This window comes from Butyricimonas sp. Marseille-P2440 (genome assembly GCF_900091675.1).
Taxonomy (GTDB): domain Bacteria; phylum Bacteroidota; class Bacteroidia; order Bacteroidales; family Marinifilaceae; genus Butyricimonas; species Butyricimonas synergistica.
Genome location: NZ_LT594608.1, coordinates 111289 through 127549 on the forward strand (window position 1 = coordinate 111289; position 16261 = coordinate 127549).

A 16261-nucleotide genomic window follows, 5' to 3' on the forward strand; every position below is an offset into this window, starting at 1 on the left:
ATGCGTGACCAAGGATTTATAAAATTAAGCAGAAAGTTTTTTGAAAACGCCCTCTGGAAAGAACCCCGTCAGTATTCCCGTTCCGAAGCCTGGATAGATTTAATTCAAATGGCAGGATTTGAAGACTCGAAATATATACTGAACAACCGGGCGATAGAAGTCCAAAGAGGAGAGATAGTTGCTAGTCGTAGATTCTTGGAAAATAGGTGGTTATGGGGAAGTACAAAGGTTACTAACTTTTTAGATTTCTTAAAGAAAGAAGGCATGATAAACCAGCGACAAACCAACGGACAAACCATAATAACGCTTTGTAATTACGACACTTACAATACAAGGCAAACCAGTGATGATGTGGAAAACAAACCACCGACAAACCACCGACAAACCAGAGACAAACCACCGACAAACCAAAATAAAGAATATAAAGAAAGTAAAGAAGGAAAAGAAAGTAAAGAAAAAAGTAATTATTTATCTCCTAACGGAGATATTCCCCAGGGGGAACTTGAATTTCCTATCGATGAAAATTTTGAATCTCCCATAAAACATGAAGGAGAAAAAGAAAAAAGTTCCGCGAAAAAAGAAAAAGAATCCGAAAGAGAGCTAGTGAGCAAAGTCGTGAATTACTATCACGAGAAATGTCCCGCCCTTGCCCCGGTGAAGACGATAACGGATAAACGCGTATCTACCGTAATGGCAAGAATTCGGCAGTATGGCAAAGAAAAAGTTGCCGAGATGATAGAGAAAGCCGGATTATCTAATTTTCTCTCGGGGGACAACCAAAGGGGATGGATAGCAGATTTTGACTGGATTTTTAAACCGACAAATTTCGTGAAAGTGTATGAAGGAAAATATGACAACAGAAATCGAACTAGCAAGGAATTACCTGCAAGCGGTCGAGAAGGAGTCGTCGGAAACGGGAATAATCCCCGCCGGAATGATGCCGAAAACAAGAGAGCAGAGCGTGATGCTCTTGGCGAGATTGCCCGACAGGTACTTCACCGCACTATGCCCGAGGGATTTTGACGATACATTGGCAAGCGTAACTCCAACTTTAGCGAGTTTCAAGAAATTTACCGACGAAGCCGCTTTAAAATCCATGTTCTATCTAATCGTGAAAGATGTACTTGATTTCTTCTCGGTTGGCAAGACAATTGGGGCGATGCAATTGCTAGGGACAATCCAACTAATTATCGACGATTTTTATTACTTGAACATTGACGACTTTAAACTTTGCTTCAATAACGCCAAACGAGGCGTTTACGGCAAGATTTACGACAGGGTGGATGGGAATATCATTTACGGGTGGATCTCTCAATACGCACAAGATAAACATTGTTATTGCGAGTCTATTGACGACCGCCTAAAAATGACAGACACGAGCGAACGAATTTCCTCTAGAAGCAAAAATGAAGACCGGATGTATCGAATTTCAGAGATTCAACACAAGTATGGAAAAAATGTAACAAAGTAATTTATGCATTTAATCGACAATTATGACTTTGCCAGCCCCAAAAACAAGGCTGACATGGACAAGAACACCCTTAAACAAAAGGGTATAACCTCTCCCAAACTCGGGAAATACAGGGTAAAGAAAGGGAATGCTATATTCTTCTTTAAAACCAGAGAAAGAATGGAGAATAGCGTTATACACACGGATAAGTTTAAAAACAGGGGAATGGATAAATGCTTCCCGGGAGAATAATTTAAAACAAACAACATGATACACGCTTCTTTATGCACCGGGATCGGTGCCTGCGAACTCGCTGCCACTTGGATGGGGTGGGAGAATGCCTTCTCTTGCGAAATAGACGAGTTCTGCAACAAAGTATTAAGTTATCATTACCCTAACACTACACATTATGGAAACATATTCGAGCAAGATTTTAGAGAATGGAGAGGAAAAATCGACGTCCTCACGGCAGGGTTTCCGTGTTTCGTGGCGGGAACACCAGTACTGACTAGAAAAGGATTCTTGCCTATTGAAGACGTTCAAGTTGGCGATGAAGTACTCACGACAGATAGAACATATCATCCAGTAGAATGTACTATGAAACATGATGCAGATGAAATAATTTATCTACGTGCCCAAGGAATGTTCAAAGAACTAAAATGTACACCAAATCATCCATTTTATGTTCGAACAAGAAAAGGAAGAAAATTCATGCTTCCTGAATATATACATGCTTCTGATTTAAAAAAGGGAGATAAAATAGGATATCCAATACATGAAGGTGATGATACTTCCTTCACTCCAGCTTTTTGGGAATTAGTAGGCACGTGGATAGCCGATGGGTGGTGTGATAACAATAAACGTTCTGGTAGAAAAAATAGTTATAATCACAAAACCATAATATGTTGTGGGAAACATAATATCACAAGACTTCATCATGTTATTCAAAGATCAGGGTATAAATATACCTTAACAGAAGATAAGTCTATTTACAAGGCTATAATCTGTGATGAATGGCTTTGTGATTTCTTAAATGATTTCGGGAAATACGCTCACGGGAAACACCTATCTCCACAATGTTTTATTCTTGATAATGCGAGAAAGAAGTCATTGCTTAAAGGATGGTTTGCGGATGGTTATGTTTGTCAAAATGGTAGTATAAAAATAACGACTGTAAGCGAGAAATTATCCTTAGATATGGCTCAAATAGCAAGAGATGTTTACCATTGTCCAGTAAGTATAAGTAAAAAAACATCAAAACGTACTTGCATAATAGATGGAAGGGTTGTTAATGAACGTCCTCAATTTTGCATTACAATATCTCGTAGTGATAGATATGGTTTCTATGAGAATGGATTTGTTTGGTGTAATGTAAAGAGCATCAGAAAAGAAAAAGAAAGTAATGCCGTTTATAATTTAGCAGTAAATGAAGAACACTCATACAATGTTTACGGAATCGCAGTCCATAACTGCCAGCCATTTAGCTACGCAGGAAAGCGAAATGGAGCGGAAGATGACCGCTACCTCTGGAACGAGGTGTTTCGTGTCATCGACGAGGTTAGACCCACTTGGTTTATTGGTGAAAACGTTACTGGAATCATCTCGATGGTACTCCCCGGCGAGGAGGTTAAAGTGGGAAGTTACACGGACGTTTGCGGAGAGAGTTACACGTTTTACGAGAAACGACAACGATACGTCATCGAACAAATCAGACTCGACCTCGAATCAATCGGATATACTATCAAGCCAGTTGTTATACCGGCTTGTGCCGTCGGAGCGCCCCACAGGAGAGATCGGGTGTGGTTTTTGGCAAGAAAAAATGATACTCCCAACACCGACAGCACAGGATTACAAGCGCAGGGGTCCGAACAGCAAGCAACAAGGATTGCCGGAAGCGGCTTACAAAGGGATGTTACCGACACCGACAGCAATAGATTCGGGATCAGGGAGAATAAACAAGGGAACATCACCGGGAGCCAAGGAAAGACCAACGATTGCACTTGCAGCGAAGATGGGATTACTACCAACCCCAACGGCAAGTTGTCGGAATACTGGGACAATAGCAAACCGTCAAGATGGATCATTGAGGACTTCTCAATTGAATCACAAAATTGCGAAAGATGTTGGGAAAAATTCCCAACTCAATCCCCTGTATGTAAGCGAGATGATGGGATTTCCCTTGGATTATTTGGTATCTCCTTTTCAAAATGGCGACAAGAAAGCATAAAGGCTCTCGGGAATTCCATGGTTCCGCAAGTAGTTTACGAGATATTTTTAGCAATAGAACAAGTAGAAGAAACATTAACGAAGAAAACAATATAAAGCAATGGAAGGACACGTGAAGCGTAGTATAGATCTGATTTGTAGTCTTGAAACAGACAAAATATATAACTTGGGTTTCTCTGGGGGGAAGGATAGTGTTGTTCTTCTTGATATAGCGAAGAAATCCGGGGTAAAATTTGAGGCTGTTTACTCTAACACAACGATAGATCCTCCCGGAACAATCCCGTTTATCCGGGAGAATTACCCGGAAGTCAAGATCGTGAACCCGAAAGAGTCGTTTTTACAGCTTGTGGCGAGAAAAGGTTTTCCATCCCGGCAACGAAGATTCTGTTGCGAGGTCTTGAAAGAGAGTTACGGCATAGGGAAAAGGAACTTGGAAGGGATGCGCAGGGATGAATCTAACAATAGGTCAGATTACGAACCGGAGCAATGTGATAGCAGGAAAAGCATGAAGGGTGCTTGTCACGTGTTGCCCCTTGTATTTTGGACGGGAAGGCAAATTTGGGAATACATTCACAAGCATAACCTTCCTTATATGAAGTATTACGATCCGCCTTACAACTTCACCCGTCATGGCTGTGTCGGATGTCCTCTCGCGACGAAACAACAAATGAGAATCGAGTTTAAAACGTTCCCCCGGTACGCGATAAACCTCATGAAAGCTATAAAAAAGTTCATGGAAACGCACCCTGAAACATTTTGGGGGAAGAATTTTGATAATGAACAAGAGGCGTTTTATTACTACATCAACGACTTGTCTTTACAGGATTTCAAGTTCATGAAAACGGCATCCATGTTCAAGAATGATTTCAGGAGGATGGTAAACAATTATTTAGGAATTAATGAATAAAAGCTGAAAAATGGATACCAAACTAACAATAGATGAAATAGAACTTGCTATCGTGAATAGCAGTATATTCAATAAGAGAGGAGATATATTTGTCCCCAATGTTTCTTGGGGGCTGCTTAACCACGAGGCCGATATGGTCGTAATGACCAAATCGGGATACTTAACGGAGATCGAGATAAAACGGTCTTGGGAGGATTTCAAGGCGGATTTCAAGAAAGATCACGAGCACAAGGACGAGAGGGTGTATAAGTTCTATTACTGCGTTCCCTCCTCGATAAAAGACAAGGTTATAGAGCTATTTAAAACTAAACACGAGTTTATCCCTGCTGTCTTGTCTTACACGGAAGAAGGAGTCGTGACTGACTTGAAGGTTGGCTTCCCTAACACGAACCGGGGAAGAAAGTTGTTCCTAGAGGAGCAATTAACTATCGCCCGCCTTGGGTGCATGAGGGTGTGGAATTTGAAACAGAAGTTAGTTGATATTATGCACGACAATGAATCACATAAAGCACAATCATGAAAAAGATAATGCATGGAAATTAAAGATGTAATATTAAAAAGATACATCCCATCTGATGGGATGGCGTTAAAGATAACACGAGATTGTTTCGGGTGTAATGGAATTTGTAAAGATGTATCGTATTCTAGTAGACCTGTTATCGCGTACGAGGATGATCCATCGTTTTCCGTCGAAGAGGTTCCGGTACAGGAATACGAGAAGTGGGTAAAAGAAAAAGGTTGTCGCGTGAGTGTTGAATCGTTGATTCAGTAGATACGAAAAAATAATGTGGTGAAATTTGAAATTACGGATAATAGTTGTATGTTTGCCTCACCTTACATAGTCATAGGCGAGTGACGCTCGCTGTTAGGTGAGCATTTTTTTATGCTTGCAAGATTGGTGCTGCCAAAATATACGGTTGCTACCCCCGTGTGGAACGTTAATGCGTCCACTGCCTATGACGGTGTAAGGTAACGGGAAAGGGCAACCGTTTTTATTGCCTATAATGCCAAAATTACCTTATAGTCATGGCAACACAAACTATCTCATCAAGTGCATCATGCACTAAAAATCTAGTATCCGTAAATGACGGAAAAGTCGTAACCACATCTTTACAAGTTGCAGAACATTTTCAACGTCCACACAAAGACGTGTTAAGTTCTATAAGAAAACTTGATTGTAGTCCTATTTTTCAAGAGCGAAATTTTTCGCTTTCGTTCTATCACAGGCAATTACTAAATGGAGGTTATAAAAAAGAACCGATGTACTACTTAACCCGTGACGGCTTCACTTTCCTTGCGATGGGATTCACCGGTAAGAATTTTGAGGTAGTTGACATTGTTTTTTCCGGTTTTATTCGTATGTTTGTCACGTCAGAACAAACATACAATCGTTGCAAGAGTGCATCGACAAAGGATAATAGAAAGCATAAGCAGTTCTATTTAGATTCGTTACATATATCCTTGATGTATGTTTGCTCTGACAGGTTAGAATCTAATAGAGCTGCTATTTTGTTTAATTCATCTAATTAGTCAGAGCAGGATGAAAACAATTAATTCAATTTCATGCCCAACAAACGGGCTTGTAATGGTCAATCGTGACCAAGTAGTAACTACTTCCCTAAAAGTAGCCGAGTATTTCGGGAAAGATCACAAACTCGTTTTAAGAGCAATCCGAAACTTAGAGTGTTCTGCTGAATTTACAGGGCGCAATTTTGCACCATGTTTCTATTTCAGTGAGTTACGTAATAACGTGAAAAGAAAGCTCCCGATGTATTACATGACAAGAGACGGTTTCACGCTATTAGTTATGGGGTTCACCGGCAAGATTGCCGCTCGATTCAAGGAAGCCTACATTAACGCATTTAATGAAATGGAGGAACGTTTGCGAGGCGTAACGGTTAAAGAGGAAGATATTGCCACGTACCTCCGGTCGCTGTGCGAGGACATGGACACGAGGATGAAAGGACACGAGAAACAACTCGCTAAGCGATACGGCAGCACACCGAACCCCGGGATGCTATCACCTGCATTGTTCTGCACGGGGTCGTTGAAAAGCCAGCTGGATTACATATTCAAGGCTCTGAACAACGATATTCTTGCCGGGCAATTCGCCTGGGCGAAGCTTGAAAAGGTAGAGAGGGAGAACAAGGAAATGAAACGAGAGCTTGCTAAGGTGGCGAGCAAATTATTGAATTATTATTACTAACGATAAATTAATCATGGAAAACAACATTCAATTATTCAAAAACGATCAATTCGGGGAAGAGAGAGTAACCGAGTTGAACGGGGAGCCGTTATTTTGTCTTTCCGACGTGTGTAACATACTTGGATTAAGACAAGGTGATGTAAGACAACGATTAGACGAGGGGGTGGTTTCAACCCAACCCCTTCAGACAGCAGGAGGAATTCAGCAAGCCAATTTCGTTAATGAAGATGGCTTGTATGATACAATACTCGATAGTCGGAAACAAGAAGCGAAACAATTTCGGAAATGGGTAACAAGTGAAATTTTACCATCTATCCGCAAAACTGGTGGTTATCTAGTCACATCAGAGAACGACACTCCGGAAATGATCATGGCAAAAGCTATTATTGTGGCACAAGAAACTATAAAGAAAAAGGACGAGAAGCTAAAACAACTCGAACACCGTAATAGCATCCTTGAACCGAAAGCCGAGTTGATGGACAAGGTGATGGACTCGGATCAGAAAATCGACGTCGGGCAAGCGGCTAAAATCCTTCAATTGCCGTTCGGGAGGAACACTCTCTTTCAGAAATTGCGAGAGAAAGGTGTTTTCTTCTCCAATAGAAACGAACCGAAGCAAGAATACATTAAACGTGGCTATTTCGAGCTAAAAGAGAAATGGATTGATCGGGATAATCATGACGGCTTTATGGTTGTAAAAGTATTGGTAACACAAAAAGGACTTGATTTTATAGCGAAGTTGTTTGAGATCGTTAAACATACCAAGCAGCTAGCAAAAATAATGTAATAACCCTCCCCGTCTAACCACGGGGAGATAAAATAAAAGATAAAGTAATTAATTATGCCACAAGAATGCTGGTTTACTAATTATCGCTTCCCTGTTTTGAGCGATCCAACAAAAGTAATAATAATCCGATGTAATTTATTAAACGACAGTTTACCTAAAACAAAAAGAACAGGTATGAAAGAACACTTAATTAAAACATGGTTATTCTCCCGCTCCTTGTTAGAGGAAGCGGCACAGATGTTAAACATCCATTCTGCCGGAAGCAGAGCGGTGTTAGAAATTAATTTATGTAGAAGATCCTACAAGGAATTAAAGGAAGTTATATCCAAAATGTATTCTAAATGAATATAATATGGATTACAATTGATTAAAATAAGACCTATGAATAACCAATTAAATCACATAAACAAGAATAGTTTCTGGGGAACGATAATAATTTCTATTATTCCCGTGACTGTTTTTTCACTCAGTTATGAAGAGTTTGGTATTTACGGAACTGCGGTCATTATAATGATTATATGCTGTCTTTACTTTATTAAATTTAGGCAAGACATAATCATTGACTACTTGAAGATGAAACAAGACGAAGAATTAACTAGAAATAGGTAACAGGGGAGAATTATGAAAATATCAGGATGCATCATACAAAAACGCAATATTAAGGAAAGTAACAAAGATACTTTCTACGCAAGCTACAGGGGAAAAAGAATATATGTTTCTTCCAATCATGGGTTTGGGAAGGCAGAATACGATCATCTTACTCGTTTTTATATCTTCGTGGTTGATGCAAAAACAGAAATATGCGACGTGGATATGTACGAGGATTGCCATGATATTCGAGAAGCGATAAGAGTAGCATTGAAAGGAGCGTGTTTTATTTAACAAATTTACGACTATGAGTAAGAAACGTAAAGAGAAGGTGGTATACATTCCTAACCAGTTATACTACCAAAACACCTTTTACAATCGTGGAGAAAATGATTACCTCCACAACAAGAATTTAAGTAGACAGTATCAATACAAACTCGCTAAAAAGAAGAAGTAACATGCAACAAAAAGTAGAAGAAGCAGCCCATTTATTTGCTGAAAGTAGGAGCAGCGGTAGTGACTTCCCTGCATATTACCATGGATTTATAGCTGGTGCAGAATGGCAGGCTTGTCATCCTCTATGGATAAACGCTAAGATACAGTTACCAAAAGATTATGAGCAAAAATTAATCCTTTTAAAGGACTGGAAAGTTAGAATTGCTATATTAGATTCTTTCGATGAGAATGATTTTAAGACTACTTATTTCTGGTATGACAGAGAAATCGACGAGAGTTTTGATTTGGAAGATGTTGTCGCATGGGCACCTATTCCATCTTTTTATGAAATAGTAATTACGAAAAAGAAATGAGCCAAGTTTGTTCTACAATGTGGTATGATAACGGATGGTGGTGTACGTGTCCGTGGTGTGGAGAATTTATTGAAGTAAGTGACGCTGATAATATGTTGTTTAATAACAATTGTTCCATGTACATAGTATGCCCCAATGAAGAATGTGGAAATAGTTTTTATTTAGAAAAGCAATAATCATGGGAGTAGAGAAAAATATAAGCATGGATAAATTCCCCAAACAGCATCTACCCGAAGAAACTGTTATGGGTGGGATAGGTAGAATCGTGAATGTTTGTTTTAACTACGATTCGGCAAAGAGAATACGTGGTGTAATAATTAGAGATGACAAAGAATATCCAGGTGTTACTATTATTAGACTAGTTGACGGAAGAATTGTTTTGTCTAGTGAATGCCAGTATTCTACAACAGATGAAGTATATGAAACGGTAACTCGTAGTTTTATATTTAAAAATAGGTAATTATGGAAGAATATAAAGTAGGCGAAGTGTTCCAGTTTGGAAGGATTAAACTGAGATGCGTGGAAGTTTCAGGCGGGAATTGCAATGGATGTTATTTGCGTGATTTAATTGATTGTGGATCGTGTGTTGGAGAATGTTTTTGGGCGAAAAGATCAGACCACAAGAACGTGGTATTTGTTGAAGTAACAGAAGAAGACAATGGCAAAATTTAAATAATAAATAATACAAAAAAACGATATGAGTACAGCTTGCGTGCAGGATATATACAAGTGCGCCACATGTAAATCGGCAGCGGACGAACACGGGAGAGGATGCAAGTATGGATTATTATTCCCCTTGCTTCTAGTTATAACGGAACAGCCTAATTGCAAGAATTATGAATTTGACATGGAAAAGGCAAGACTGCAACTGAAAAAACTAGAAGAATCTAAAACATAAATAAAAGTAATATTAAAAATGGAAGATACACAATTTATAGTACAAGCGTTGTTTTTTATCGTAAATTGTTTCGCTATTGCCTTCATCTGCACCGTGGTTACAAGGTGGATACAACGGGTCGAGGAGTTAATTAGCGTCGCCAATAAGTCAATCGACGCCTCGGCGAAAAGATTGGACAGCGTCTACGTGAACCAGTTGTTATTATTGCAACAAATGTACGCCGCAACCGAACAATACGAGGAAGCGGCAAAGGTTAAGAGATTAGTGGAAATAGAACTTAAACTACAAAAAGAACGTTTAAATGAAAAGAGTGTACAAGATCGGAACCAAGGGTAGCGTGATAACCCTATACCGGAGGAGATTTAAACTCTTCTGGCTCCCCGTCGAATCCAAGAACTTTTACTATTCAGAACACAGGATAAAAATAATATGGGATTGGGTAGTAAAATACGGGAAGGATAATTTTATCTCGGACAAGTGTTATTAAAATGGAAAGTAAAAAAATCGGGAATTCCGATTTTCTCAATAAACTGAAATTAGATGTCGAGTGTTGCAAGGATAACTCTCGAACGGTAGGGGCATTCCTTCTCGGGAGTGCCCTTTTTTTATATAGAATTGAAACAAATAAAACGAAAATATCGTAAAATAAAGAAGAATTCTTGCAAGATTTAATCCTGGAATTTATATTTGCGACATAATTACGCTCTTGGCTTCGCATATCTCAAATCAATTTGATTCTAATAACGAGGATGCCGACCCAAGAGCCTCGTTTTTTATAGCTTATGGAAAAGAAAAACTCGAACAAAACAGACAATTCAACAAATTTTAATATTCCAGTTAAAATAGCCGTATTGATAGATGGGGGATTTTTCATTAAAAGATACAATTCTCTTTACAATAAAGAAAAATCAAAAACCGCAGAGGAAGTTGCTGACGATATATACACGTTAGCTCATTCTCATGTCGGAAAAGAAAATTATTTATACCGTATTTTTTTCTATGACTGCCTCCCGTTTGAAAAAAGAGTTCACAACCCGATATCCAAAAAATGTATTGTTTTCGAGAAAACGCCAGAAGCGATTTTCAGGAATCAAATATTTGAATTTTTAAAACAGAAAAGGAAAGTAGCCCTTAGATTAGGATACCTGAAAGATTCAGGTAATTGGCTAATCAGACCAAGTAAAGTAAAGGAACTCCTATCTAAAAATATTGTAATTGACGATTTGTCCGAGGATGATGTTTATTATGATTTAAGACAAAAAAGCATAGACATGAAAATAGGTGTCGATATAGCTTCGTTGTCTTTAAAACATTTTGTAGACAGGATTGTGCTTATTTCTGGTGATGCTGATTTTGTTCCAGCTGCAAAACTCGCAAGAAGAGAGGGGATAGATTTTATTTTAGACCCGATGATGGCGCATGTGGATAATTCCCTGTTCGAGCATATAGACGGAATGAAGTCGCCTAAATTTTGTAGAAAAGCGGATTCTAGCACAGGAAGTATAACAGATGGAAAGACAGATAGCCCTAAACCCTCGGGTAAAATCAAGCGGAAAACAATAAAAAAAGTGCCTAGAAATAAATAACTAGCATTTTATTTATTACTTTTGCATATAATAATGTAACTATTATACACCTAAGGAGAGAAGCCTTAGTCTAATTCCCCAATTAGATAATAGTCTAAAAGAAAGTGAATCAGGATTGCCGTCTTTAATTCACTTTCTTTTTTATATGCCAAAAATAAAGGGGCATCCCGCCCCTCTAACACATCGCCAACTGTGCTACACTTTAAAACAACTATCTAACCGCTCTTAAACGAGATTGAGCATTTCCGCTACAATTATCGCCGCAACTCCGGCAATACACTCGTTGTCCAGCAAGTCCATTAAATAAACAAAATTAGCCTCGTTCTTCATGGCGCGTGTTTTTTTAAGTTTTACATTTACAAATTTCCCTCTCTATATCTTTATCGTGATTACAACAGGTACACAGGAACATCTTGTTTACCGGGAACAAATCACGCCGTATCTCCCCGGACAGGTAAGCGACATCCTCTCCGCCTGTTTCCAACCCGAATGCTTTAGCCACGTGGTCAGTGAAATGTCTTAGCTCGTGCGAGAACGAATTATCGAACTCTGCCGGACTTTCCCACATCCCGATAACCATCACCGTTTCACGCAGGGCGTTATTGGAATATGTAAGACCCGTGTTCAACCTGCATGAAGCCATGTTCCGGTAGGCTCTTTCAAGATTATTCCTCGGGCATTGTATCGCTCTTAACTCGTTAATAATATCACGAGTGTAATAACAATCCACGGCGTAGAACACTCGAAGGTGCCAGTCGTAACGGTCAATATACAGGTCTTGCACTATCATCGGTTCAATTTCGCTAGTTGTTTTTCCAACCTACGCCTTTGCGCTCGATTTAAGACACTTTTATCTATGCCTTTGGCGAAACCCTTTAACTTGTTAAAATCATCCTCTGGCATCGATTTAATAACACTCTCCGGGTTTTCTCCTCGGAGAATCCTAAGCACGTACTTTAACCCTTTCATAGTATCTCGTCCCATTCTACCGGTTCGCCGGCCGCCACCATCGTGGCGTACCACCTTCTCATCGTTGTGCCATCGGCGGCATCGGGATCGTCAATAACGTCTTTAACGTACAAGGCTAAATGCTGCTCGTCCTTTATCGAGGAACCTAGAAAATCCGCTTTCGCCATGTTGGCGGCGTACAAATAGTCTAAGCCCGTGGCGTTTCCCAGTTTAACACCGTTCCTTGATAACAGGTCATCAACTTGCTCCTTCGTGTAAGGATCTATCTTTTCCATCTTCCCCGTTGCCGGGTTATTTTTCTTCATTTTGGAGGTAGCGTATTCTACCGCCTTCTTGTTAAAATGCCACCCGTTGTTTCTCAAGTAAGCTTTCATCTCCCGTGGCATATCGTCGTACAAGTCTAAAGCTGGTCTACACATTGTAATTTTTTTTTAAAAGGAGGCGAGAAAACCCGCCTCCCGGTTAAACACTACCGGTAACGCGAATACCTACCGGTTCCACGGACTCCCCTGCGGTTACCGTAACCACCACGACCGGAGCCGCCGCTATAACCGCCACGTTCTCCCATGTCGTCGTAATCCTCGTCATCGTCCCAGCGTTCGCCCATGCTTTCCCCGTTGGAAAGTTCCTCGAGACATTGCATCAACTTGCCGCCGTAACGAACCATTTTTTCAGCGTAGTCGGACATTTTCTCGACCTTGCTCTCTGATATTTCGATCATAACCATTTAACTTGTTTTTTTACTGTTACTACTACCGTTTAAAGCTTTCGACAGCATCTCTCTTATATCCGTCAGTGTGCCTTCCATGCCGGAAACCTTTTGTTCCAACGCCCCGATTTTCTCCTCTTGCGCTTTCTCTTTAGCGAGTTGCGGGTTTAACACCTTTAGCATGTCGTCGCAAGAAGCTATAACGCTTTCATGGTAAGGAATGCTCTCGATAACTTGCTTGCTCGTTCTTAGCATTGCCTCCACCTCGGCGTTCATCGCTTCCCTGCTCTCGGATACCACGACGCCGCTAGAACCGAAATTAGCGATAGACAAGGTTGCCGGGAGCTGTTTGAACTCCATCGTTTCCTCCCCGACCTTCACCGACACGTCAACCACCGTTTCCACGTTTTGCCCGAAGGCTTGACCCGGCACGAGTTGGCCGTACTTGGGTTGCGGGTTACTCACGGAAACCACCTGACCGACCTTCAAACTTGGATTGTCGCCTTTTTGAAGGATGTAAAATATATTCTGTTGTCTTAAACTTTGAAACATGATTAATTAACTCTTTAACAAGCGGGATAACTCCCGCTCCTGATTTTACACTACTCCTGTCAAAATTTGCAAGGTGTTACTTCCAGACTCGTAATAACACAGGTAAATACCCGTTCCTGTTATATCCGAGGCCGTCACGTTGGCACCCGCTATCGTTGTCAGTTCTTGGGTCGCCCCGTTCGTGTCGAAAACCACCGGGAGAGTTCCCGTGGTTCCAGCCGGGATGGGCTGGGCCAGCCTGAAAAGAATCAGACCGCTAAACGGTGCGGACAGGAAAGGGTGATTACGGAACGAGAAACGCACGTTGGCGGTTCCTACCGTAACTCCCGTGCTTTCAAGCCTCGGGATCCCGTTCTTGTTCGCCATTATGAAAGGATTTATAAATGCCATAATACTTGTTTTAATAGATTATTACTATATTTGCACTGGGATAGATGAGAGTAATTAACTCATTGACAAGAGGTATGTCAACGCCTCTTCCCTTATTTTCAATGTTGACATCATAAATATAAAGTTGACGATGACTAACGAAGAATTTATCAAAAGCATTTCTCTTGAAGGGGAAGAATGGCGAGATGTAACAGGCTGGGAAGGATTATATGCTGTCAGTAACATTGGACGTGTAGTCTCATATGGTCGTATCCAGCGTATAAGCAATGGACGCGGGAAAGCACATGAAATACATTTTCCCAAGAAAATTATGAGTCTTTGCGAACATCATAATCACCACAAAAAAGGTGATGATTCGTATTTTTCCGTTATGTTACGAAATAACGGAAAAAACAGACGCTTTTTAGTTCACAGGATTGTTGCGACGGAATTTATACCTAACCCTCTTGGCTACAAACATATTGATCATATAGATGCGAACAAACACAATAACAGGGTGGAAAATCTCCGGTGGTGTAATCCTATAATTAACATGGGAAACCCTTTAACAAAAGAAGCGATAAGTCGTGGCGCCAAAGGAAGAATAGCTCATAATCGTAGAAAAATACTATCATTTAAAAATTCTTCTTTGGTTAAAGAATACGAATCACTAGCTTCTGTAAAGTCGGATGGATTTAGCCCTTCCAACGTGTATCTATGTTGTGTTGGTAGACAGGTGATACACAAAGGATATAAATGGATGTACGCTGATGAATACGCAACCTCTTGACAATAAATCAAAGAACTCTTTATCTGCTCCTAGTTAGGCATTATCCCCATAACCCTCCATTGGGAAGATTGTTAAACCCAATCCCGTATTGAGCAGCCACGCAAGTCGGGACACCAACAATCGGACTGTAAGGTATTGTTACTGTTTCCGGAGCTTTACATTCGATCTTGGCTAATCTTGCCGATAAATCAGCGAGTGCGGCATTCGCGGGGGCAACAGCAGAACCAATCATCTGCCCAAATTGTGCAGTTTGATGTTCTTGTGAAAGTTGACCTGCAAGTGCCGTGCTACGAGCTCTTTCCGCGTCAAGTTTAGTCTGCATTTCACGCATTTCTAACTGGCAGAACCTGTCATTAATGATTTGCGTTTGGGCGTCAATTTTGGCAGCGATCACGTTTGCGTTGCTTGTTGCGTTTTGTACAATCTCTTGTGTCTGTTGAATTGTACGTAACTGACCCTCGTACCCTTGTGTAGTTACCAGGTTTTTCATGTCGCAGCAGCAAGAAGCGATCTGTTGGGCGATCTGGCAATTCCCTTGCTGGATGGCGTTGATGATCTGCATGGAGCTTTGTCCGACTTGATTGCCAACTTGCTGAACTTGAGACATGACACCGTTGATGGCTTGCTGGATTTGTCCCACCGAGCAATTCAAGTTGGTTGCCAGCGTGTTGATGGCTTGCCCGTTACCTTGGATGGCGGACATCAGCAATTCTCTACCGTTGTCATTGTTGATAAGGTTCGGGATGGCACCTAATCCACCGTTCTCGCCGTTTCCTCCCCAGAGTCCACCACGTCCCATGAGCGGGAACAAGAAGAACAAGAAAATTACCCACATGAACCAGCCTCCCTCGCCACCGAATCCACCGTTTCCACGGTTGTTCATGGCTAAAAGCAAGTTCGGGTCAAGCCCGTTTTTCTGGAGAAGCGGGGCAAGCATACCCAGCATCCCGTTTCCGCTACCTCCTTCGTTCGGGAATACAAAAGTTTTAGTTTCACTCATATTTTTAAAATTTATAATCGCCCGGCACCATTACCGGGTATCACAAATTTCACTTATAACGAGTTGCTAGTTAAATTATTGGTTGCTATGTCGTTGCTACATTGTTTATAATAAGTTGCTAAAATGTAGCTGTGTTTCTTGCGGTTATCTAGCGTGTTTTTTAACTTGTTTACCCCTTGCCGGGTAATATGCAAGTAAGTTGCCGTTAGCGTGTCGGAGAAACCTAAATTAGACAACAAGCTTACAAGAATACTTCTAGCATCGACGTGGTCTTGTTTCTTGCTATATATTAAATCGTTGCCGTCTATTCCTGTTCTCTCCGAGATAATTTTTACCACCTTGTTGAAAATTTTTTCCATTTTTCTTGTTTTTAGTGTAACAAATAAAAATCCTGTCCGTAAAACTTTCAACTTTG

Annotated in this window: 27 protein-coding genes; 20 read left to right on the forward strand and 7 right to left on the reverse strand. The window is 40.6% G+C overall.

Going from position 1 to position 16261, the window contains the following annotated elements:
* The 19 genes from BN8899_RS04050 (at position 1) to BN8899_RS04135 (ending at position 11457) form a co-directional block, all read left to right on the forward strand.
* Positions 1-1023, forward strand: coding sequence for a hypothetical protein (locus BN8899_RS04050; RefSeq protein WP_065218043.1), 1023 nt, complete (start codon positions 1-3; stop codon positions 1021-1023).
* The gene (locus BN8899_RS04055; RefSeq protein ID WP_148375223.1) at positions 935-1471 is read left to right on the forward strand and encodes a hypothetical protein; all 537 of its coding nucleotides are present in this window, start codon (positions 935-937) and stop codon (positions 1469-1471) included. The genes BN8899_RS04050 and BN8899_RS04055 overlap by 89 nt, the downstream gene beginning before the upstream one ends.
* Positions 1472-1474: 3 nt before the next feature.
* Positions 1475-1702: a hypothetical protein gene (locus tag BN8899_RS04060; RefSeq protein ID WP_065218045.1), complete on the forward strand. Its 228-nt coding sequence runs from the start codon at positions 1475-1477 to the stop codon at positions 1700-1702.
* 15 nt (positions 1703-1717) lie between these two features.
* Entirely contained in the window at positions 1718-3772 is a 2055-nt protein-coding gene (locus BN8899_RS21065) for a DNA cytosine methyltransferase (protein WP_065218420.1), read from the forward strand.
* A 4-nt stretch (positions 3773-3776) separates the two neighbouring features.
* Entirely contained in the window at positions 3777-4583 is an 807-nt protein-coding gene (locus tag BN8899_RS04070) for a phosphoadenosine phosphosulfate reductase family protein (RefSeq protein ID WP_065218421.1), read from the forward strand.
* 10 nt (positions 4584-4593) lie between these two features.
* The gene (locus BN8899_RS04075; RefSeq protein ID WP_065218422.1) at positions 4594-5103 is read left to right on the forward strand and encodes a hypothetical protein; all 510 of its coding nucleotides are present in this window, start codon (positions 4594-4596) and stop codon (positions 5101-5103) included.
* Positions 5104-5115: 12 nt separating this feature from the next.
* Complete coding sequence (locus BN8899_RS04080; RefSeq protein WP_065218423.1) at positions 5116-5355, forward strand: hypothetical protein; 240 nt, start codon at positions 5116-5118, stop codon at positions 5353-5355.
* Between the two features lie 254 nt (positions 5356-5609).
* Positions 5610-6113 carry a Rha family transcriptional regulator gene (locus BN8899_RS21335; RefSeq protein WP_082986897.1) on the forward strand — a complete coding sequence of 168 codons (504 nt, stop codon included), beginning with the start codon at positions 5610-5612 and terminating at the stop codon, positions 6111-6113.
* 10 nt (positions 6114-6123) lie between these two features.
* Positions 6124-6789, forward strand: a complete 666-nt coding sequence (locus tag BN8899_RS04090; protein WP_082986898.1) for a Rha family transcriptional regulator — start codon at positions 6124-6126, stop codon at positions 6787-6789.
* A 13-nt stretch (positions 6790-6802) separates the two neighbouring features.
* The gene (locus tag BN8899_RS04095) at positions 6803-7576 is read left to right on the forward strand and encodes a phage antirepressor (protein ID WP_082986899.1); all 774 of its coding nucleotides are present in this window, start codon (positions 6803-6805) and stop codon (positions 7574-7576) included.
* Positions 7577-7630: 54 nt separating this feature from the next.
* Positions 7631-7921, forward strand: a complete 291-nt coding sequence (locus BN8899_RS20665; protein ID WP_148375267.1) for a DUF3391 domain-containing protein — start codon at positions 7631-7633, stop codon at positions 7919-7921.
* A 276-nt stretch (positions 7922-8197) separates the two neighbouring features.
* Positions 8198-8458, forward strand: coding sequence for a hypothetical protein (locus BN8899_RS04105; RefSeq protein ID WP_065218427.1), 261 nt, complete (start codon positions 8198-8200; stop codon positions 8456-8458).
* A gap of 13 nt (positions 8459-8471) precedes the next feature.
* Positions 8472-8621, forward strand: coding sequence for a hypothetical protein (locus BN8899_RS20670; RefSeq protein ID WP_157237426.1), 150 nt, complete (start codon positions 8472-8474; stop codon positions 8619-8621).
* Position 8622: 1 nt separating this feature from the next.
* Entirely contained in the window at positions 8623-8973 is a 351-nt protein-coding gene (locus tag BN8899_RS04110) for a hypothetical protein (protein ID WP_065218428.1), read from the forward strand.
* A gap of 178 nt (positions 8974-9151) precedes the next feature.
* Positions 9152-9433, forward strand: a complete 282-nt coding sequence (locus BN8899_RS04115; protein WP_065218429.1) for a hypothetical protein — start codon at positions 9152-9154, stop codon at positions 9431-9433.
* A 2-nt stretch (positions 9434-9435) separates the two neighbouring features.
* Positions 9436-9645 (forward strand): hypothetical protein, encoded by a 210-nt coding sequence (locus BN8899_RS04120; RefSeq protein ID WP_065218430.1) that lies wholly within the window; start codon positions 9436-9438, stop codon positions 9643-9645.
* Between the two features lie 25 nt (positions 9646-9670).
* Positions 9671-9871, forward strand: coding sequence for a hypothetical protein (locus BN8899_RS04125; RefSeq protein WP_148375269.1), 201 nt, complete (start codon positions 9671-9673; stop codon positions 9869-9871).
* An 18-nt stretch (positions 9872-9889) separates the two neighbouring features.
* Positions 9890-10207, forward strand: coding sequence for a hypothetical protein (locus tag BN8899_RS04130; RefSeq protein WP_065218432.1), 318 nt, complete (start codon positions 9890-9892; stop codon positions 10205-10207).
* Between the two features lie 446 nt (positions 10208-10653).
* Positions 10654-11457 carry an NYN domain-containing protein gene (locus tag BN8899_RS04135; protein WP_082986864.1) on the forward strand — a complete coding sequence of 268 codons (804 nt, stop codon included), beginning with the start codon at positions 10654-10656 and terminating at the stop codon, positions 11455-11457.
* Positions 11458-11800: 343 nt separating this feature from the next.
* Here the strand turns inward: BN8899_RS04135 and BN8899_RS04140 are convergent, their stop codons facing one another.
* From BN8899_RS04140 to BN8899_RS04165, 5 genes are all read right to left on the reverse strand, one after another.
* Positions 11801-12247 (reverse strand): hypothetical protein, encoded by a 447-nt coding sequence (locus BN8899_RS04140; RefSeq protein ID WP_065218433.1) that lies wholly within the window; start codon positions 12245-12247, stop codon positions 11801-11803.
* A gap of 175 nt (positions 12248-12422) precedes the next feature.
* Positions 12423-12845: a DUF7841 family protein gene (locus BN8899_RS04150; RefSeq protein ID WP_065218435.1), complete on the reverse strand. Its 423-nt coding sequence runs from the start codon at positions 12843-12845 to the stop codon at positions 12423-12425.
* A gap of 50 nt (positions 12846-12895) precedes the next feature.
* Positions 12896-13147, reverse strand: a complete 252-nt coding sequence (locus tag BN8899_RS04155) for a hypothetical protein (protein WP_231932258.1) — start codon at positions 13145-13147, stop codon at positions 12896-12898.
* A gap of 6 nt (positions 13148-13153) precedes the next feature.
* Positions 13154-13687 (reverse strand): hypothetical protein, encoded by a 534-nt coding sequence (locus BN8899_RS04160; protein WP_065218437.1) that lies wholly within the window; start codon positions 13685-13687, stop codon positions 13154-13156.
* 45 nt (positions 13688-13732) lie between these two features.
* Positions 13733-14077, reverse strand: a complete 345-nt coding sequence (locus BN8899_RS04165) for a hypothetical protein (RefSeq protein ID WP_065218438.1) — start codon at positions 14075-14077, stop codon at positions 13733-13735.
* Positions 14078-14207: 130 nt separating this feature from the next.
* Between BN8899_RS04165 and BN8899_RS04170 the strand changes: the two genes are divergently transcribed.
* Positions 14208-14846, forward strand: a complete 639-nt coding sequence (locus BN8899_RS04170) for an HNH endonuclease (protein WP_065218439.1) — start codon at positions 14208-14210, stop codon at positions 14844-14846.
* Between the two features lie 40 nt (positions 14847-14886).
* Here BN8899_RS04170 and BN8899_RS04175 read toward each other — a convergent pair whose 3' ends face one another.
* Together BN8899_RS04175 and BN8899_RS04180 are read right to left on the reverse strand one after the other, a co-directional pair.
* Positions 14887-15846 carry a hypothetical protein gene (locus tag BN8899_RS04175; RefSeq protein ID WP_065218440.1) on the reverse strand — a complete coding sequence of 320 codons (960 nt, stop codon included), beginning with the start codon at positions 15844-15846 and terminating at the stop codon, positions 14887-14889.
* A 53-nt stretch (positions 15847-15899) separates the two neighbouring features.
* The gene (locus BN8899_RS04180) at positions 15900-16205 is read right to left on the reverse strand and encodes a hypothetical protein (RefSeq protein WP_065218441.1); all 306 of its coding nucleotides are present in this window, start codon (positions 16203-16205) and stop codon (positions 15900-15902) included.
* Positions 16206-16261: the final 56 nt, after the last annotated feature.

Bases quoted from the DNA above. Each gene is read 5' to 3' on its own strand.
- BN8899_RS21335 (WP_082986897.1), top strand. From the start codon at position 5,610: ATGGCAACACAAACTATCTCATCAAGTGCATCATGCACTAAAAATCTA.
- BN8899_RS04050 (WP_065218043.1), top strand. From the start codon at position 1: ATGCGTGACCAAGGATTTATAAAATTAAGCAGAAAGTTTTTTGAAAAC.
- BN8899_RS04075 (WP_065218422.1), top strand. From the start codon at position 4,594: ATGGATACCAAACTAACAATAGATGAAATAGAACTTGCTATCGTGAAT.
- BN8899_RS04090 (WP_082986898.1), top strand. From the start codon at position 6,124: ATGAAAACAATTAATTCAATTTCATGCCCAACAAACGGGCTTGTAATG.
- BN8899_RS04175 (WP_065218440.1), bottom strand. From the start codon at position 15,846: ATGAGTGAAACTAAAACTTTTGTATTCCCGAACGAAGGAGGTAGCGGA.
- BN8899_RS04130 (WP_065218432.1), top strand. From the start codon at position 9,890: ATGGAAGATACACAATTTATAGTACAAGCGTTGTTTTTTATCGTAAAT.
- BN8899_RS04055 (WP_148375223.1), top strand. From the start codon at position 935: ATGATGCCGAAAACAAGAGAGCAGAGCGTGATGCTCTTGGCGAGATTG.
- BN8899_RS04120 (WP_065218430.1), top strand. From the start codon at position 9,436: ATGGAAGAATATAAAGTAGGCGAAGTGTTCCAGTTTGGAAGGATTAAA.
- BN8899_RS04135 (WP_082986864.1), top strand. From the start codon at position 10,654: ATGGAAAAGAAAAACTCGAACAAAACAGACAATTCAACAAATTTTAAT.
- BN8899_RS04115 (WP_065218429.1), top strand. From the start codon at position 9,152: ATGGGAGTAGAGAAAAATATAAGCATGGATAAATTCCCCAAACAGCAT.
- BN8899_RS04105 (WP_065218427.1), top strand. From the start codon at position 8,198: ATGAAAATATCAGGATGCATCATACAAAAACGCAATATTAAGGAAAGT.
- BN8899_RS04155 (WP_231932258.1), bottom strand. From the start codon at position 13,147: ATGATCGAAATATCAGAGAGCAAGGTCGAGAAAATGTCCGACTACGCT.
- BN8899_RS04070 (WP_065218421.1), top strand. From the start codon at position 3,777: ATGGAAGGACACGTGAAGCGTAGTATAGATCTGATTTGTAGTCTTGAA.
- BN8899_RS04170 (WP_065218439.1), top strand. From the start codon at position 14,208: ATGACTAACGAAGAATTTATCAAAAGCATTTCTCTTGAAGGGGAAGAA.
- BN8899_RS21065 (WP_065218420.1), top strand. From the start codon at position 1,718: ATGATACACGCTTCTTTATGCACCGGGATCGGTGCCTGCGAACTCGCT.
- BN8899_RS20665 (WP_148375267.1), top strand. From the start codon at position 7,631: ATGCCACAAGAATGCTGGTTTACTAATTATCGCTTCCCTGTTTTGAGC.
- BN8899_RS04110 (WP_065218428.1), top strand. From the start codon at position 8,623: ATGCAACAAAAAGTAGAAGAAGCAGCCCATTTATTTGCTGAAAGTAGG.
- BN8899_RS04160 (WP_065218437.1), bottom strand. From the start codon at position 13,687: ATGTTTCAAAGTTTAAGACAACAGAATATATTTTACATCCTTCAAAAA.
- BN8899_RS04125 (WP_148375269.1), top strand. From the start codon at position 9,671: ATGAGTACAGCTTGCGTGCAGGATATATACAAGTGCGCCACATGTAAA.
- BN8899_RS04080 (WP_065218423.1), top strand. From the start codon at position 5,116: ATGGAAATTAAAGATGTAATATTAAAAAGATACATCCCATCTGATGGG.
- BN8899_RS04180 (WP_065218441.1), bottom strand. From the start codon at position 16,205: ATGGAAAAAATTTTCAACAAGGTGGTAAAAATTATCTCGGAGAGAACA.
- BN8899_RS04095 (WP_082986899.1), top strand. From the start codon at position 6,803: ATGGAAAACAACATTCAATTATTCAAAAACGATCAATTCGGGGAAGAG.
- BN8899_RS04060 (WP_065218045.1), top strand. From the start codon at position 1,475: ATGCATTTAATCGACAATTATGACTTTGCCAGCCCCAAAAACAAGGCT.
- BN8899_RS20670 (WP_157237426.1), top strand. From the start codon at position 8,472: ATGAGTAAGAAACGTAAAGAGAAGGTGGTATACATTCCTAACCAGTTA.
- BN8899_RS04140 (WP_065218433.1), bottom strand. From the start codon at position 12,247: ATGATAGTGCAAGACCTGTATATTGACCGTTACGACTGGCACCTTCGA.
- BN8899_RS04150 (WP_065218435.1), bottom strand. From the start codon at position 12,845: ATGTGTAGACCAGCTTTAGACTTGTACGACGATATGCCACGGGAGATG.
- BN8899_RS04165 (WP_065218438.1), bottom strand. From the start codon at position 14,077: ATGGCATTTATAAATCCTTTCATAATGGCGAACAAGAACGGGATCCCG.